The 18322-nt window shown below is 39.3% G+C and carries 18 protein-coding genes; 11 read left to right on the top strand and 7 right to left on the bottom strand.

The genetic code is table 11. The annotated features are described in order from the left end of the window. Positions 1-241 precede the first annotated feature (241 nt). The 4 genes from Q4600_RS20380 to Q4600_RS20365 all read right to left on the bottom strand — a co-directional run bounded on the left by Q4600_RS20380 (position 242) and on the right by Q4600_RS20365 (position 6573). Entirely contained in the window at positions 242-2410 is a 2169-nt protein-coding gene (locus tag Q4600_RS20380; protein ID WP_102528109.1) for a cation:dicarboxylase symporter family transporter, read from the bottom strand. A 337-nt stretch (positions 2411-2747) separates the two neighbouring features. Next, on the bottom strand, positions 2748-3680 hold the full coding sequence (locus tag Q4600_RS20375) for a dihydroorotate oxidase (RefSeq protein WP_102528108.1): 933 nt from the start codon (positions 3678-3680) through the stop codon (positions 2748-2750). 250 nt (positions 3681-3930) lie between these two features. Further along, positions 3931-4662 (bottom strand): oxidative stress defense protein, encoded by a 732-nt coding sequence (locus tag Q4600_RS20370; protein ID WP_303518359.1) that lies wholly within the window; start codon positions 4660-4662, stop codon positions 3931-3933. Positions 4663-4917: 255 nt separating this feature from the next. After that, positions 4918-6573: an amidohydrolase gene (locus Q4600_RS20365; RefSeq protein WP_303518357.1), complete on the bottom strand. Its 1656-nt coding sequence runs from the start codon at positions 6571-6573 to the stop codon at positions 4918-4920. Positions 6574-6939: 366 nt separating this feature from the next. Between Q4600_RS20365 and Q4600_RS20360 the strand changes: the two genes are divergently transcribed. The 11 genes from Q4600_RS20360 (at position 6940) to Q4600_RS20310 (ending at position 16236) form a co-directional block, all read left to right on the top strand. Continuing rightward, positions 6940-7797: a GGDEF domain-containing protein gene (locus tag Q4600_RS20360; RefSeq protein ID WP_102528105.1), complete on the top strand. Its 858-nt coding sequence runs from the start codon at positions 6940-6942 to the stop codon at positions 7795-7797. Between the two features lie 124 nt (positions 7798-7921). After that, the gene (locus Q4600_RS20355; RefSeq protein ID WP_303518354.1) at positions 7922-8332 is read left to right on the top strand and encodes a TetR/AcrR family transcriptional regulator; all 411 of its coding nucleotides are present in this window, start codon (positions 7922-7924) and stop codon (positions 8330-8332) included. A gap of 477 nt (positions 8333-8809) precedes the next feature. Next, positions 8810-10561, top strand: a complete 1752-nt coding sequence (locus Q4600_RS20350; RefSeq protein WP_303518352.1) for a pepsin-like aspartyl protease — start codon at positions 8810-8812, stop codon at positions 10559-10561. A gap of 24 nt (positions 10562-10585) precedes the next feature. Then, positions 10586-11029 carry a GNAT family N-acetyltransferase gene (locus tag Q4600_RS20345; protein ID WP_303518350.1) on the top strand — a complete coding sequence of 148 codons (444 nt, stop codon included), beginning with the start codon at positions 10586-10588 and terminating at the stop codon, positions 11027-11029. Between the two features lie 92 nt (positions 11030-11121). Further along, entirely contained in the window at positions 11122-11619 is a 498-nt protein-coding gene (locus Q4600_RS20340) for a GNAT family N-acetyltransferase (RefSeq protein ID WP_303518347.1), read from the top strand. 105 nt (positions 11620-11724) lie between these two features. Further along, positions 11725-12546 carry an SAM-dependent methyltransferase gene (locus Q4600_RS20335; RefSeq protein WP_303518344.1) on the top strand — a complete coding sequence of 274 codons (822 nt, stop codon included), beginning with the start codon at positions 11725-11727 and terminating at the stop codon, positions 12544-12546. Positions 12547-12588: 42 nt separating this feature from the next. Next, positions 12589-12864: a hypothetical protein gene (locus Q4600_RS20330; RefSeq protein WP_303518341.1), complete on the top strand. Its 276-nt coding sequence runs from the start codon at positions 12589-12591 to the stop codon at positions 12862-12864. 14 nt (positions 12865-12878) lie between these two features. Further along, a complete protein-coding gene (locus Q4600_RS20325) occupies positions 12879-14660 on the top strand; it encodes a GGDEF domain-containing protein (RefSeq protein ID WP_303518338.1) in 1782 nt (593 codons plus the stop codon). A 173-nt stretch (positions 14661-14833) separates the two neighbouring features. Beyond that, on the top strand, positions 14834-15178 hold the full coding sequence (locus tag Q4600_RS20320; RefSeq protein WP_303518335.1) for a hypothetical protein: 345 nt from the start codon (positions 14834-14836) through the stop codon (positions 15176-15178). A 236-nt stretch (positions 15179-15414) separates the two neighbouring features. Beyond that, positions 15415-15843, top strand: a complete 429-nt coding sequence (rimI, locus tag Q4600_RS20315) for a ribosomal protein S18-alanine N-acetyltransferase (RefSeq protein ID WP_303518333.1) — start codon at positions 15415-15417, stop codon at positions 15841-15843. A 174-nt stretch (positions 15844-16017) separates the two neighbouring features. Further along, entirely contained in the window at positions 16018-16236 is a 219-nt protein-coding gene (locus tag Q4600_RS20310) for a DUF6500 family protein (RefSeq protein WP_303518331.1), read from the top strand. A gap of 68 nt (positions 16237-16304) precedes the next feature. Here the strand turns inward: Q4600_RS20310 and lipA are convergent, their stop codons facing one another. From lipA to ybeD, 3 genes are all read right to left on the bottom strand, one after another. Continuing rightward, positions 16305-17270 carry a lipoyl synthase gene (lipA, locus tag Q4600_RS20305; protein ID WP_303518328.1) on the bottom strand — a complete coding sequence of 322 codons (966 nt, stop codon included), beginning with the start codon at positions 17268-17270 and terminating at the stop codon, positions 16305-16307. Between the two features lies 1 nt (position 17271). After that, positions 17272-17922 (bottom strand): lipoyl(octanoyl) transferase LipB, encoded by a 651-nt coding sequence (gene lipB / locus Q4600_RS20300; RefSeq protein WP_102528141.1) that lies wholly within the window; start codon positions 17920-17922, stop codon positions 17272-17274. Positions 17923-18015: 93 nt separating this feature from the next. Further along, positions 18016-18282, bottom strand: coding sequence for a DUF493 family protein YbeD (ybeD, locus tag Q4600_RS20295; RefSeq protein ID WP_102528094.1), 267 nt, complete (start codon positions 18280-18282; stop codon positions 18016-18018). Positions 18283-18322 lie beyond the last annotated feature (40 nt).

Here is an 18322-nt window from a genome sequence, read left to right as displayed (position 1 = left end):
TCACTATTCACTATTCACTATTCACTATTCACTATTCACTATTCACTATTCACTATTCACTATTCACTATTCACTATTCACTATGGCATAAATAAAAAACCTTCGCTTTATACTGTAATTCGACAATATGACAATTTAAGGTAAGGGAAAATAAACACTTTTAAGAGACTAAAAAGCCTAATGTATATTGATACATTAGGCTTTAAGGCAAACTATTTGGGTTCAAATGTTGATTGAGAAGTTAATCAACCCAATGTAAAACGTCTCGGATAATTGACCAGCGAGGTTGAGGCGTGGTGGCTCCTTTGCCTAACATCCAATAGTCATAAAACTCTTGTTGATGACCATCGACCTTACGCAGTTTTTGCCAATTATTAATATAGTTCAGTAATGACTGGTTCGATTGAGCCACCGCATAAGCCACAGGATAACGATTTTTACCTTCTAAAATGGCAATGCCGTAACCTGGGAAAAATAGCGTCCAGGCTGACCCTGCCTCTGCGCTGATAACCACAGCATCGTACTTGTCTTTTTTCTGCCTGAAGAAATCTTTGTAACCTTCAATTTTGACAAATTTAAGATGGGGCAACTGCTTCTTGGCTTCTTTGATTTTGTCATCATGTTCAACATAAGCCACGGTGACATCTTCCATGGCCAGAATCGACTCATTGGTTTTAAAGCTATTGACGCGGTGGTCTTTAGTGGCAATGGCGATATTGAGTTCTAATACTGGATCGCTGTAACTTAAGCGATCCATTTGTTTGATATCCATGGCAAGCCCTGACATAGCCACATCAAAAAAGCCTGCTTGCAATGACACAGCAAGCTTATCTTTATGAAAAGGAATGAATTCGATATCAACATGTAAATCTTCGGCTAGTTTAGTGGCCATCGCAGAATCAAAGCCCACCAATTGGCCTGAGTTATTGTAATAACTAAAGGGCACATTACTTGGAATATAACCGACTCTTAACACGCCACGCTTTCTGATAGTTTGTACATCGACTATTGGCTGAGAGGGTGTTTTACCTACTTCAGGAAACTGTCGGGTTACTTTAGTAGGCACTTTGTCAGCTACTTTCATGTTGGCAATCACGCCACTAGTGATTTCAGGGCTAGTAATAAATACCCCCATCCCAATTCGACACACTAATATGGTGACTATGGTACTGGCCACTAAGCCACCAGACATTTTAATTAATTGCGGCGCACGAATTTTAAGACAACCTTGGAATAAACAAACTGTCAGTAAGGTTAATGCGAATAAATTCATTACCGCAGCAATAGAGTTAAATTTACCCGTTATAAAGCCTGACATAACAAATAATTGGAATAAATCAGAAGGTAAATGCACTAAGTCGAGCATAAAGGGGATTGCAACATAAACGCTGCCAAATAGTGATAACAGGCCACTAATCGATAAGGAAGGAATAGCACTGATATCAACAGGGGTACCATTAAACCAGCCAGCAAAATAAACAAACAAAATAACCGTGAGTTTACCGATATTTGGGAAGGTAAAGGCAATAGGTACAAGAATTTCAATTAGGGTTAAGCCGTCTTCACTAAGGTTATTATGCTCACGCATGATCTGCTTACATTCTTCAATAATCACGGGAATGACAATAAAGATATTACCAGTAGCAAACGCAGTTACTAGGCTTGCCTTAGTAATGCTGACGGTTTGCATATATGTAATTGGTGTTAGCGAGCAAACAATCCAAGGTAAAATCACAAAGGTGAGCAATAAGCACAAAACAAAGTAGCTGATTAAATACACCTGCATACTGGCAAATTCATCGACCCCCATCGTTCCTGCCGCCGCTGCGGACATAGCGAAAATACCAACCGGTAATACTTTAACTAAGCCTTGAGTAATGCGTGAAAACGTTTCGGTAATGGTGTGCATGAAAGAAAGCACTTGGTTTTTATTATCACCTTCCATGCCGATGAGTGCCAACCCCATCGCAATACTAAATACCACCATAGCAGGTACATAACCTGCAGCCATGGATTCAAATGGGTTTGATGGTATGTAAAGCTTGAAGTAATTAATCGGTTCTACAGGTTCAATAATGCTGGTACTGAAAAAGGAGGCGGATTCTACAAATGGGAATGACAATGGCATTAATGCAGTAAGCACCAATCCGACCAACCACAACAGCAACATGATAAGTCCCGCGCGACTAAAAATTAAGATAGCAGTACTTTTTTGCAGTTTCCCAATACCGCCAATCAGCGATACAACAATGTAGGGTAAAACCGTCATCTGCATTAATAAGATGACACCATTACCTATGGTACTTAGCCAGCCAACGGATTCGCCAAAGAAAATACCAACAGCAAAACCGACAAACATGGCAATTAGCATTTGTGTTGAACTGGTCATTGAAAGTAATTTTTTAACCACGTGTCGTATCCATTTATTATGTTATGCCTGCGGCGTTTGAGTCTTAAGGCTCATTAAGCGCTTTATTTATTGCATAGTAGGTTACTGAAAGTTTATCAATTGTCAGGTTTTAAGTGGTGAAGCTGTTAATTTAAATCAATATTAACAGTCTTATTAATCAATAGTCAGACTTTAACGAATAAATTTTAGCGATAAAATAGGTTAGTAAATGCTAATAAATTGGCGAGGAATTGGGGGATGTTGGTGATAGCTATTGGCTCTAACTTTAGTTATGGCCATAAAAATAGCCAGAACAAATGAACTGGCTATTAGATGTAAATGGATTTGCTAAGGGGGTTTATAGTGGCTTTAGTTTGCCTTTTGCATCAGCAATACATTGATAGTTTTTAGATTGCATAAACTCAGCAAGCTCAGACTCAATACGCTCGAAACAAGCTTCGCCTTCTTTTTCAAAACAAGTAGCAATTTGTACCGCGTCCGCGCCTGCTAATAAATATTCAAACGCATCGATACCGGTTTTAATGCCGCCAACACCGATGATTTGAACATCATCATCTAACAGTTCACGAAATGCGCGCACATTGGCAAGGCCAATAGGCTTAATGTAATCTCCACATAAACCACCAAAGCCGCCTTTAGGTTTAATGATAGGTTGCTCTGTGTGTGGATCAATCACTAAGGTGTTGCCGATAGAGTTAATGCAGGTAATGAACTTTACTGGGTATTTCTTGATGATATTGGCCACTGCAATAAAGTGTGACATATCAAAATACGGCGCTAATTTAATCCCAATAGGTTTATTGCCTAAGGCGGTAATCGCGGCAAGTGCTTGGTCTGTCTGTTCAAAGTCATAAGCGACTTGAGCTTTACCAGGGATATTAGGGCAAGAAAAGTTTACTTCAATTAAATCGACGTCACTGTTTTGAAACGCGGTGACCATTTCAATATTATCTTCAACGCTAAAGCCCGAAACACTGACAATGACAGGTTTCCCCAAGGCTTTTAATTGCGGCACCATTTCTAAATACGCTTTGTATCCAAGGTTGGGGAGCCCCATAGACTGGATAGATCCTAATGGCAGGTTTTGATATCTAGGTTCAGGGTTTCCTTCGCGCGATTCAATCGTACAAGACTTGGTTACCACGGCTGCCGAGTTGGATAGTGCAATGGTGTGCAACTCATCCCAAGTGGTACATTTAGGGCCAGAGGCATTCATCAAATAACTGTCTAGCTGTGTTCCAGCAATTTGAGTGGATAAATCGATGTTCATGAAGCGTCCTCTTGACTGAATTAGTATGGATAAAACAATACGACCGCTTTGAGGTGATTAAGGTTTTTGAAAGGTTTTAAATTATTCACCGCCAAATTGCGCCATAGTTTATTCAGCAAGACAATATAGACATTGATTAGAAACAAGAAAAAAGCAAAAGAGACAATAAATTTGTAATAGTGTTAACTAGAGCAAACAAACAAGAAACTCAAAGTGACCTGCAGCGGCTAGGTCACCAGTTCATAAGGGTTTATTTTAAGCGATAAATAACTTCTACACGTTCTTCAACGCTCACCTCACCATATTGATAACTTTCTGCCATATCGCTTTGCATTGCGCTCATTCTCATCATTACGGGTTGCACTGGGTGCTGTGTTAAGTAACGTATTTCCCATACGCCATCGAGTTCACGGTCAAAACCTTGCGCTAGAGAGTGCGCTTTGTGCTTTGCATCTTTAATGGCTGCTTGTCTTGCTTGCTCAATAGCTTGGGTTTCATCGGATGATTTTAAAGCAATATTTTGCACTCGATTAATGCCTTCTTCTAGAGCGGAATCCAGAATGTCGTTTAACTTAACTAACTCTTTAACGCTAACCGTCAACTGTCTGCTAGCACTATAACCGGTTAATTCTTTAGGTTGGTTTGATGGGTAATGATATTGCGGTTGAATGTGCAAGTTTGCACTTTGAATGTCCTGTTTACTGACACCAGCCTGCTTAAGGCGTTTGATAAACTTAACGACCGCTTCATCAACCGCTGTTTTAGCTTCTTTGGCGTTATCTTTGGTTAAGCTTACTTGTACTGAAATCTCTGCCATATCAGGGGCTACTTTGACTTGGCTGGTGCCAACGGTTTCTAAGTGAGGGAAATCATAGTTAGCGGCTATTGCGGTATTGGTTGTTAAACCGAAAATGAGCCCAGATGCGATTAATGTACTTAACAAGGTTTTTCTTAGTGTGTTCACATTGATTAATTGAGTCATAATTGCTCCAGCAATAATAGAAAGTAAATTCGTTGTTATTGCTATAAACGCAGACAATATAGAAAAGGGTTATTTTTTTAAAAAATATTGTTAGAACGTTGAATGGATTGTGGTGGCTAGCAGATTGCTAGCTTTATGAAAGGTTCACTGAATTGACTGAAACAACAGAGGTTGAACGCAAGGACAGATAAAGGTTTATCTGCCCTTAGCATTTCAATTAGATGTAACGACTTGAACAAGTCGAGCTTAGGAGTATCAATGTACTCGTTGTCCATTAACCCAGGTTTCGCTGACTTTGGTTTTCCAAATATCTTCAACAGGGGCTGAGAAAATATCGGTTTCGATTAAGATAAAGTCTGCTTTCAATCCTGGTTTTAGCTGACCAATCTCTTTTTCTTGATGACCAGCAAAAGCGGCATTAGTGGTAAAGCTGGCGAGCGCTTCAGTGAGTGTCATGCTTTCTCTACGGTACCAACCATCAACCGGCTGATTGTCATGGTCTTGTCTGGTCACAGAGGCATGAAGGCCATAAAAAGGGTTAGGGGACTCAATGGGAAAGTCAGAACCTGCTGCAATAACAGCGCCCGCATTGATTAATTTTCGCCAAGCGTAAGCGCCCTTTATTCGCGAGTTGCCTACTCTATCTTCTGCCATATTCTTATCGCTGGTGGCATGTGTTGCCTGCATAGAAGCAATCACATTGAGCTCTGCAAATCGAGAAATATCACTGAGCTGCAATACTTGTGCATGTTCAATACGGTGTCGTAAATGGCGACTGTTACTGTTGGCAATTAATGATTGGTAATGATCTAAAACAATCTGATTGGCATTATCACCAATTGCGTGGGTATTAACCTGAAACCCTGCTTTCATGGCTTTTTCAATCTTATCGCCTAAGGCTTGTGGCGAATATAGCAATAACCCCTTGTGGCCTTTTAAGTCACTATAATCTTCAATTAACGCAGCGCCGCGACTGCCTAATGCGCCGTCAGCAGAAATTTTAACACTGCTAACACGGAATTTATCGGTATCGATACGGTATGGTCCTGCAGCCATTAATTGATCAAACTCAGGATCTTCAGCGTCAATCATGCCGTAAACGCGAATAGGCATTTTACTGCGTAAGTCCAAAGCTTGATAAGCCGCAATGGTATCAGACTGAATCCCAGCGTCATGCACACTGGTTAACCCTAATTCTGCTAATGAGGTTAAAGCTGTTTCGAGCACTGCTTGTTGCTCTTCAATCGACAGTTTAGGGATATTGTTGGTAATTAAGCTCATGGCATTATCAACAAATACGCCAGTGGGTTGACCATTTTTATGGCGAAGGATCTCGCCGCCTGCTGGACTGATTGAATTGATATCGACTCCAGCAACTGCCATTGCTGCTGAATTTGCCCAGCCAGCGTGCCCATCAATTCGTACTAACCATACAGGCGTGTCAGGAAATATCTTATCGAGAGAGGCGGCTGTAGGAAATTGCTTACTTGGCCATAATACTTGGTTCCAACCTCTGCCTTGTACCCAGTGTAATGAAGACTGTTGCTGCCTAAATTCATCGACAATATTAACAGCATCGTATTCTGATTCACTGTCGCGTAATTGAGCACGCATCAAGCTCAAACCGTAACTCAATACATGCCCGTGAGCATCAATTAAGCCCGGAAGTAAGGTTCGACCTTTACCATCAATATGATTGATATTGGCTTCGGTTTTATAGGGTAAGTTGTCTTGTTCGGTATATATTTTTTCGATGGTGTCACCATCAAATTGCAAAGCTCTAAACTCGATGAGATTGCCATCTTGAACAGTATATCCATGAATGTTACTGATCAATTGACTCTGGCTAAGCGCGGGGAAACTGACTAAACAGATACAAGTGATAAGCAGCTTTTTGTAGGTATTTATCATGTGTTAATTCGTTCCATGTTCTTATTGTTTTGTCTTTTAGCTATTGAACAATATTTAATTTTTGTTGTTGATTTTATGTTAACTGGTTTTTTGTAGAAAAACGAGAGTGAAATAAACATGTTAATGAGTAATCGACAGATTCATTAAGCAGGTGAATGGCAAGCAACTAACGTGATAACTGCTACACTAGAAATGTCTTAAACGACTTGCTACTAGTGTTACTGGTGTAATATTCAAGCGAGTGACTATTTAAGTACAATAACGGTATTCTGATTTAAATCATGCTGTTTAGGCAAAAAGTGTAAACAAAAAAGATTTAGACAAAAAGTTGAGAAACAGTATTAAGCAAAGGCAAGTGGAGAGGTTATGGGGTTAAGCGCGTCAATATTAGTACTTTTAGGGTTAATTGGACTGAGTTTATCCTTAAAGCCTGCATATCAAATTTGTGCTTATTCTCAATTTAGCAGCAAAGGTTGGCTAACCCTGTTGATGCTAATCGCATTGTTTATTGTGAGTTATTTTAGCTATTTATCATTATTATTGAAGGCTCAGGAAACCGTTAATTTTATTCAATTGGTTGTCGCAGGGATCTTTTTTGCCGGAGGTTGGTTTGTTTATTTGGTGACACGTTTGAGCAAGCAAACAATCGAGAATATGGATAATTTACTGCAAGAAAAAAACCATCAAGCTAATCATGATTTGCTTACAGGGCTACCTAACCGTCAACAGTATTATCGTAGTATTGATCAATTCATTGCAAAAGAACCTGAGACGTTTTATTGCATGATGTTAGACATTAATAATTTCAAAATGATTAATGATACTTTTGGTCATTCAGAAGGTGACAGAGTTTTACAGATTGTGGCTGAACGTATAGACAGCGTGTTACCAGCAGACGCACTTGCTGCAAGAATTGGCGGTGATGAGATTGCCATTATTATTCCTGATGCTCAGGATCGCAATATCTCAATAATAGCCAAACAAATCGAACAAGCTCTACTCGTTGATATTCCATGCTCTGGGCACATGATTGTTATTGGTGCTAGCATTGGGATTGCCCAATTTCCCAAGGATGGACAGGATAGAAAGTCGCTGATGAAAAATGCCGATATTGCGATGTATTCTGCTAAGCGTAATGAAGTTTCACATCAGTATTTTCAGCCACATTTAACCTCATCACAATTTCCCAAGTATGCTTTAGATATTGATAAGTCTAGTTTTTAGTAGGACCTGAATATGATAAAATTCAAGTTCTCTAGAGGACTGTTTAAGTGACTAGACTAGCGGCTATACAAGTGCAAAGTCAGTTGTTATATACTGTACAAATATAAGTGTTACAGAGACCACTATGACAACAGAGCAACGACTCCTGAATGCAGCAAAAGAATTAATCAAACAGCATGGTGTGATTAACTTTTCAATGTCAGATGTCCCTAGGGCTTGTGGGTTATCTAGAGCCTGTTGTTACCAAAATTTCCGTGATAAAAATGAAATTTTAGCCGCGCTGTGTATCGAAGAAGTTCAAATGAATATCACAGCCATTCATGAGCAACGTTTTGAAGACTTTGCAATGATTTTCAGTATGGTATTAAGACCGCTGATTTTTAATCATTTAAAAGACAAAGACCGATTAGCACTTGAGCATATTTTTGCTGAGTTAACATCATTGATAACACTATTACCTGAAAAAGAAGAATTCAAATTCTTAAAGCGCGGCTTCGAGTTTCTCGAGCTAGAACGAAAGCACAACCATCCTTAAACCTTTTCATCGTTTTGATAACCTCAGTCAATGTGGCATAAGGCTAAAGCCAAAGCCAAAGCCAAAGCAAAAGTCTAATCAGGCTTTTGCAATGCAATTTTGTATGTATTCTCTCAAACCAAAATCATCTTGTGATATTTTTTAAGTTTAGATATTAATCTGAAATAGTTTCCTTACTTTAGCTTCCTTTCATTAGTTCCTTTTCTGAGTTGATTGCCTTTAGCTAAATTAGCTGTTAAATGTACTCCTTTTATTATGCCGGTTAACTAAAGTCCCAATTTTAATCGCTTCAATAAATCTGAATGATTAAAAAATGTTCTTTTAAGCATATGAATGAGTGACAAAGGTATTGGTGTTAATTTAAAGTAACGGCCTTAGGTGAATAAGGTTAAGCCGTTAATGTATATAAACGGCAAAAACTCTACTGATAGCTGCGGCTTTATAGCTGGTTATCAATAGCAAGGAAGCAACAATTGCATGAGTAAGCAAGAAAATCCACAAGCTGAACAACTTGATGAGGCATCAATTGCTCAAGAGCAGGTCCTTAATCAACAAGCCGCGCTAAAAGCTTCTAATGACGATCACCATCAACACCTATTAGGTCATTGTCATCATCATAACCAAATGCAGCAGCACTTGGATGAAACGCTAAATTCATGCAGTAGTGACGGACAAGCATCAGAACTAGAACAGACAGAAACGCAAGCACAAGAACAATTAGCTTCTCTAGCATCACTAACGCCAGAAGCCATTAAGCCTAGAACAGTGAAACTGCCTCTAGTTAATGTGTATGCTAAAGGTGGCTACTGTGTGCAAATGCACCTTGGAAGTGAAGGTAGTCCTGCAAATCTAATCGTTGATACTGGTAGTAGTACCTTAGTCGTTAAAAAGCAGGTCTACAGACCGCACGATGATCAGCTACTGCAATCTGGCCCATTTGCTCAGCAAGTGATTTATGGTGCAGGCGGTTGGGATGGGCCATTAGTGCATACCAAGGTGAGTGTCAGCCAAGATGGGCTTAAAGATGATTTGTTAGCGCAAGATTCACTAGATAAAAATACGACAACCCATGTGCCGCATCTTAACCTCGCTCATGAACCGCTTGATTTAGAAGGCTGCCCTGTAGCAATTGTACCCTCGTTAGAGCATCAAAAAACCTTTGCTGATGCAGATGGAATACTGGGTCTTGCTTATTATGGCTTGAACAAGAGCTACGATTTAACTGCCTATATTGAACAACATGAAATTAAGCCTGCATCGACTTTCCCATGGCCATTTTTAGAACCTAACTCAGTGTGCCCAGCACATAGTGATCATGACGCGAAGAGTTGTGATGGAGCTGACGAGCAAGAACGCTTTAGCGGCGAAGATTTAAAACGCTTTCGAAAGTTTCTTAAAAAGCAGCCGCAACAGACCGTTGTGCCGTATTTTACCCGCCTTAACAATAGCGGTTTAACCAACAATCGTTTTGCTTTTCATTCAAAGCGCTCAAGTATTCATATTGCTAAAGATGACTATACCCAAGAGCAAATCGCAGCCGATCCACTTAACAAAGGTTGGTTGATTTTAGGTGGTGGCAAAGAGCATACCGAGTTGTATCAGGGAAAGTTTAAAACCATTGATGTTATTCATAATCGCTATTACAACGTCAAATTGTACTCCATGAGTGTCGGCGACCAAGCGCCTGTCGCAGCCCCAGCTTTGCAAGAAAAATACATTCCTTCCCATAAAAGTAACGCCATTATTGATACTGGGGTGTCAGGAATTTTGCTAACCAACTTATTGTATGAAGCTATGTTGCAAGGCTTTAGCAATGTATCAGAAGCGTTTGTGGAGTTAGTCACCCCGTTTAAAGATATCCGCTTGCAAGAAGAGGGGATTGATATGACTGAACTATTTAAAGGCGGTGATATGACGGGTCATCACTCCAATGATTTGAGTCATTGGCCAACACTGCACTTCACCTTTGATGGTGAAATCACCAACGAATGTCCTGATAAAGAAAATGAAGTGATTGATAAAGCGATAACTATCAGTTGTAAGCCAGAACATTATTGGCAGCTGAACTCGCCAAGTCCTGGTAAAGCGTGTTTTAAAATATTGAGTCAGCTACCTCGTTGGCCAAATCAATGCTTATTAGGCACACCGCTGCTTAATGATTATTACGTAATTTTTGATCGTTCAGCCCACGAAACAGGCGTGATTCGATTTGCAGAGCAAAGAGATTGATACTCTATTCTCAAGGAAAGTTATATGCATGAGTTTGAAACTGAACGATTGAAGATGCGCTTGTTGCAGAAAGAAGATAAGGACTTTTTTGTAAGCTTATATACAGATCCTAAGATAATGCGACATATAGCGGAGCCATTTGACTTCGCTAATGCTGAGTTAACATTTGAGCGAGCTATGGAATTCTCAACTCGAGATGTTTTTAAACAAAAAGTGTGGGCAATTGTTGATTTAATGACTGATAAAATTATTGGTATACAAAGTTTATCAAAGCACCCCACTGATAAAAATAGTGCTATAGCAGGGCTAATCTTAGAGCAAGGTTATCACTGTAAAGGCTTCGCAAAAGAGTCATTAATATGGATGGTCTTTCATGGTTTAAATAACCTGTTGTTCAAAGTTATTCATGCTAGCTGTTCTGTTGAAAATAAATCTGCAATTAAATTGGTTCTGAGTTCTGAGTTCTGAGTTCTGGATATGAGATAACAGCCAGAGCTTCTATGGAGTGACTGCTTGGTTGGGTTTAGGTTAATTATTGAATTTAAAAACGGTAGATTAATATGATGAGTTTTGAAAGCGAAAGGTTTTCAATGCGACCGCTTCAAGTTGAGGATGAACAGTTTTTTATTAGTTTATATCGTGATCCCAATGTTATGAAACACATCGCTGCGCCTTTTAGTATGACTCAAGCAGAAGAGTTTTTTAATGCCGCGTTAAATGTGGATATGACTAATGATATTAGACAGATCATTTGGGTGATTATTGATAAACAAACTCAAGAGAAATTAGGTATTCAGTCAATCATAATTTTTAGTAAAAAACAAAAAAATGCTGAAGCTGGCTTGATTTTAATTAAAGAAGTCCATGGCAAAGGTTATGCAGTTGAACTGTTCAAACGTATGATCGAATTTGGCTTAAACGAGCTACATTTGCCCCAAATAGATACCTTTTGTGATAGTAAAAATCTCCCTGCTGTAAAGGGTATTTTAGCTGTAGGTTTTGTTAAAATTAGTGAGGCTGAGCAGTCACATTTTTCCATTGACTCAGCTAGGCAGTAAAAAAGAAAATCTGAAATTAACAATTGCATTCCAAATTGTAACAATAGCTGTTAATTTACTGCTTTAGGTGAGTTTACATTGTAATAACATGATGAGAGTAAATTAATGACAGGAAGTTTAGCTTGTGTCGGCACAGGAATGACACTCGGTGCTCATATATGTCCGCTCAGTAAAAGTTATATAGAACAAGCTGATGTGGTTTTTTCTGCTGTGTCGCACGGTATCACTGAGCTTTGGCTACAAGAAATGCATCCGGACGTTCGCAGTTTACAAAAGTATTACCAAGAAGGTAAGTCTCGGCAGATTACTTATAATGAAATGGTTGATGCGATGATGACTGAAGTTAGAGCGGGTAAAAAAGTGGTTGGTGCTTTTTATGGCCACCCTGGGGTATTTGCTCAAGCACCGCATAAGTCTATTGCGATGGCGAAAGCTGAAGGTTATCAAGCGCGTATGGTACCAGGCATTTCAGCAGAAGATTGTTTAATTGCTGATTTGGCCATTGATCCAGGTCGTTTTGGTTGTCAACAATTTGAAGCCAGTCAGTTCATGTTTTACAAGCGTCAATATGACCCCTCATGTTATTTAGTTTTATGGCAAATCGGTTTGGCCGGTGATAAATCTCTGGCAAAATTTTCAACTGGTGCAGCGCATAGACAAGTACTAATTGAGCTACTTTCAGAAGTATATCCACTAGATCATCAGGTTATTTTGTACGAAGCTGCTGTGCTACCAATTGATACGGTAAGAAATGAGTCATTGTCCATTGCAGATTTAGCTGAAGCTGAAATATATATGCATACCACGTTAGTGATCCCACCTAGTCAAAAAATGAAGCCAAACAAAAAGGTTCTCGACCGATTAGCTGAAATTGAACTCAAATTTTCGCACATGAATTCTGAATTATCCAATACAGAAGTCGTCTGATAAAACATTATTTAACAACAACTTAAAAATGAAGGGAATGTAATGTCAAAAATTATAAGTTTACTTGAACGTATAGGGCAAGATGCCAACCTTGCTGCTGCTGTAGATTACAATGAAGCCATTGAACAGTCTGAATTAAGTTTAGAACTAAAAAAATCCTTGTTATCTAAAGATGTATATTCACTGACTGAACAGCTTAATGTTCAAGCTGAGCTAGTTTGCGGATTATTACCAGCTGAGGAAGATGAAGATAAAGACGGTGACGATGAGGAAGATAAACCAACAGAAGAAAAAGCAAGTCAATTAGAATTTGTTTAAAAGAGTCTTTATAGATGATTAAATTGCTGAACGGTATAGCTTTAATATTACTTCTATCCAGTTATTCAATTGCCCAAGAAAAAATTATTGATACAGATATGCCTGATATCGATATTTTATTGAAGCAGGCCGATAAGGTTAGAAGTCAACAACCTAAGCAGTTTAATCATTTACTTGCTTATCTAAAAACGTTTGAAAGTGATTTTACGTCAGAGCAAAGTAACTACTATAGGTACTTGTATGCATATCAGTTAGGATTTAAAGGAGATTTTAATCAAGCACAAAGAATTTGGGAAAGTATCAGTAAGTCTCAGGTTTCTACGGAATTGAAATTTAGGGCAAATTTATCATTAGTTAATATATTTTCATATACAAAAGAATGGAGTGAAGGCTTAGTTTACCTTGAAGAGAATTTAAAAAATTTACATTTAATTGAAAATAGCGAGGTCAGTCAGCTTGGGATTTTCGCAACTGCTATGTTTTATAATCAAATTGGTCAGTATGAGTTAGCTTTGAATTATGCGAACCAAATAGATATGTTAGCAATAGAAGATAGAAACCAGTGTATCGTAAAGCATCAAATAGTAGAGTCAAAATTTTATCTTAGTAAGATTAACCTTGAGTCAATTGAAATCAGTCAAGCTTTAAAATCATGCTTAATTAGTGAAGAAAGTGTTTGGTATAATTTAACTAATTCATTTATTGCAAAATTACACATTAAAAATGGAAGCGATGATGAAGCAATTAAGTTGTTACTAAACAATATCAATGACGTCGAGACTGTTAATTATATACCTGTGATGGCGATTTTTAATTCATTATTGGCCAAAGCATATCTAAATTTAGGTGAATACGAAAAAGCATTTTTTTATGGCGAAAAGTCAATCGCTCTAATCCCTAGTATTAGCAACTCAGATACCGAAATGATTGCTTATGAAGTATTGTATAAAGTTGCAGTAAGGGAGCAGGCTTTTGAAGCCGCATTAAATTACTATATAAAATTTGCTGAAGCCGAAAAGTCATACTTTGACGATCTCAAAACCAAATACCTCGCCTTCCAATTAGCTCAGCACAGAGCCGTCGAGCAAAAAGTCCAAATTGAACTACTCAACAAACAAAATAAATTATTAAAGGCTAGTCAGCGCTTAGCCGAAAGTGAAACTGAAAATAATCGTTTGTTTATGGCTTTGCTGATCATGGTGATCAGTTTGTTGGCCATTGCGGCTATTCGCTCGAACAGAAACCAAAAGCGTTTGAAACACCTTGCTCAAATAGACTCGTTAACTCAAATTTATAACCGTGGCCATTTTAATACGGCAGCGCAAGATGCGATGTCTGCTTGCCAAGTTAATCAAGACGATATTAGTTGTATTTTATTCGATTTAGATAAGTTTAAAACTATCAACGACAACTATGGCCATGCATGTGGTGATTGGGTGCTTAAAAATGTTGCTCGTACTTGTATGAATATAGGCCGTACAAATGATATTTTTGCTCGCTTAGGCGGGGAGGAATTTTGTATTATCTTGTCTCGTTGCGATGCCGTTACGGCATTAAAGATTGCTGAAGATTATCGCAAGGCGATTGCCAATATTGATAGCAGCCCAAGCGGTTACACATTCCCTATTACTGCAAGTTTTGGAGTCACTGACAGTGTGCAATCTGGTTACAGTGTTGAAGCACTAACAGGTCATGCAGACAATGCCATGTATCTAGCTAAAAGCACTGGCCGTAATAAAGTATGTAACTATGCCGATGTACTTGCTTCTAAAGAATCTTGCTCGGTGATTATTTAGTTTTACACTGACTTAACGCCATAAGGCTAATGCCACAAGAGATAAGCCGTTTACAGATAAAGCGATTGCGCCCAAAGCGTTAATCGCTTTATTTTTGGGTAACAAACCGAGTAGTGAACTGTTATTCTATTTATCAGAAATTATGCGTTCACTTACTCATTTTGGAGACCAGTTTGGATAGAACAGCTTATTTAGATGCAATGGGTGTATCTCGTTGGCGCAGTGCTGATGCCAAAGGTAAGCCTTATCTTATTATTCAAGATTCTGACACTGATATTTCTCAGCATGCCATTGTCCTAGAGATATTGGGGTTACTGAGTGTAGACCTGAACGATTGTGAATTTGATACTGAGATGGTCAAAGGAATGCAAGTGGTCTGGGATATGCGCAAATTAAAGGTGCGCCCTAGAGTCGCTTGGCTGGTATCTGCACCATTAGCTGCTCTTGAAACAGGTCATCAAGCTAAGCGCGAATTATGGCAACAGATATACCAACACCTTGCTAAAACCGCAGCCTAATTAAATCCTTATTTTGATAATAAAGCGTTTTGATAAAGAAGCGTTTTGGTAAATAGCAGTTCGGATAAAGAGATTTCTAATCTTTATAGCCAGCTTACAGCCATCTTAATCGTGATTTCAACAGTGGTAACAGTTAACTATTTTTTAAAAAAAAACTATTTTAAGAAATCTATTTTAAGAAACCTATTTTAAAAACTATGTCAGAAACAAGCTCTCCCTCGAATTCTATAGTGATTATGCCTCTTAGCCCTGAAAACGCTGCTGAGATGTCTAGTGTTGAAAACCAGGCTCACAGTCACCCTATGAGCTTATCCAATCTAGAAGACTGTTTTGGCCGCCTGTATCGCGTTTTTGGTGCTTACGAAGCTGAACAACTTATTGGTTTTGCGATAGTGCAGCAAATAGTTGATGAGCTGACTTTGTTAGATATTTGCATCAATCCGCAGTTTCAAGGTAAAGGCTTAGGTTTACACTTGCTGAACCATATTATTAGTGATGCAAAACAGCAGGAGGCTGTGATTGTCATGCTTGAGGTGCGTCAGTCTAACCAAGCGGCAATAGGCTTATATCAAAAACTGGGCTTTGTAGAGTCAGGTCGTAGAACAGGCTATTACCCTGCTGAGTCGGGTCGTGAAGATGCGATTCTAATGGATTACAGGCTTTAGATGTTCTTTGGTTTTCTATGACTGTCTTTGACTCTCTATGACTGTCTTTGACTTTCTATGACTCTCTTTGACAGTGTTTTAGCTTGTTAGCTATGCCTTAGCTTGTTTATCATTTCTTGGACAGTGATTAATTGTATTTACCGATGTAAGAGCCGATTTAATAAAAGGATAAAAATGAGAGACTCATTAAGAGCGAAGATTATTCAGGTTTGCGATAAAAAAATAGCCGCAAAAGGCGATAATGTAGGTTTATCTTTTTATGCTTTTTTTACCAATAAAAATGACAATCCTGAGCTATTGATGGAAGCCGCAACATGGTGGATTGAAACTCATCGACTTGATCATTTTGTTAAGGCAAAAGAGATTAAAGCCATGGTTGAAAGCGGTTTGTAACTTGAGTCGTTTTATTTAGGTAAATAAAAACGGCGCATAAAGCGCCGTTTTTTTATGAGTAAGAAAGCTTATTTCACTTCTTTACCTTGAGCTTGTAAGTCCGCATGATAACTTGAGCGAACTAACGGTCCGCAAGCTGCATGGGTAAAGCCCAGCTCGTCTGCTAAATCTTTTAATTCATCAAATTCTGCTGGCGGCACGTAACGTTCAACCGGCAAATGGAACTTAGATGGTTGTAAGTACTGACCTAGAGTGAGCATTTCAACATCGTGTTTACGTAAGTCACGTAACACATCTGCGATTTCTTCGTTAGTTTCACCTAAACCCATCATTAAGCCAGATTTTGTTGGCACATCAGGGTGACGCTCTTTAAAGCGTTTCAGTAAATCTAATGACCATTGATAGTTCGCACCCGGACGCGCTTTACGGTAATGCTTAGGCGCTGTTTCAAGGTTATGGTTGAACACATCAGGTGGCTCTGTGGCAATAATATCTAAAGCTGCATCAATACGGCCACGGAAATCAGGGACTAAAATCTCGATTTTAATTTCAGGGTTAAGTACGCGGATTTCACGAATACAATCTGCAAAATGTTGTGCGCCGCCATCACGTAAATCATCACGATCCACTGAGGTAATAACCACATACTTAAGCTTCATGTCTTTGATGGTTTGAGCTAACTTTTTAGGTTCAGCTGCGTCTGGCTTAAGCGGACGACCATGGGCAACATCACAGAAAGGGCAACGACGAGTACAGATAGCACCTAAGATCATAAAGGTGGCTGTACCGTGGTTAAAGCATTCAGCGAGGTTAGGGCACGATGCTTCTTCACAAACTGAGTGCAAACCATTTTTACGTAATGCTGATTTAATCTCAGTAATACGCTGGTTTGATGCAGGTAGCTTTACGCGTAACCAGTTTGGTTTGCGTAACATGGTTTCCTTTTCAGAAGGAACCACTTTTACTGGAATACGTGCGACTTTTTCGGCATCACGCAGTTTTACACCAGGTTGTAATCTTTCAGGCCTATTCATATTATTCTGCTAATCCTTGATGATGTACAAGTTCTTGGTAGCCCAATACTTTGCTTAATGTTTGAATCAGTTTGTCGCCAGCATCGTTAACGGTTTGAGGGCCGCCTAATGCTTTGCATTGCACCATTTCAAGACCCGCGTAACCGCAAGGGTTAATGCGTTGGAACGGTGCTAAGTCCATATCGACGTTAAGTGCTAGACCATGAAATGAGCAGCCTTTACGAATGCGAAGCCCTAGTGAGGCAACTTTACGTTCATCGACATAGACACCGGGAGCGTCAGCTTTGGCATAGGCGTTAACGTCATACATTGCCAGCATATCAACAATACTTTGTTCAATGTTATTAACTAACTGTCTGACGCCGAGTTTACCGCGTTTTATGTCGATAAGTGGATAGACAACTAACTGGCCCGGCCCGTGATAGGTCACTTGGCCACCACGGTCAACTTGGATCACTGGGATATCACCTGGATTAAGGATGTGCTCGCTTTTGCCTGCTTGGCCTTGGGTGAATACGGGCGAGTGTTCAACAATCCATAATTCATCGTTGCTTTCGCTGTCACGATTATCGGTATAAGCCTGCATTGCATGCCATACGGATTCGTAATCTTGGCGACCAAGATGTCTGATGTGTAACGCTTGAGTTTGCAAGGGCAACCTCTCCCCTCAAAAAAGTTGGCTTATTATACGCACCTAGCAGCAAAATGACATCAAAGTGTTAGCTTGATCACATTTTGCTCATGGTTAAAGTACGCGATTCACGCCTTCGATTGCCGCAAGGTCGGTATAAACCTGCTCGATATGCTCTTTGCTGGTCACAGTAATGCGGATTGAAATCGCATAGTAAGTGCCTTTGCTTGATGCTTTCACAGTCGGTGCATAGTCACCTGGAGCAAGCTGTTGCGCTACTGCAACAATGCGATCCGCTAGGGTATCATCGGCAGTACCAATCACTTTGAATGGGCAAGAATTCGGAAATTCCATTAGTTCGCCAAAGTTTGTTTCTAACATGTGTTTGCTCTCTGCAGTTGTAATATGTGCTATCTGTTCT

Source organism: Shewanella sp. 2_MG-2023, assembly GCF_030548905.1.
Taxonomy (GTDB): domain Bacteria; phylum Pseudomonadota; class Gammaproteobacteria; order Enterobacterales; family Shewanellaceae; genus Shewanella; species Shewanella electrodiphila.
This window is presented reverse-complemented; position numbering and strand designations above follow the sequence as displayed.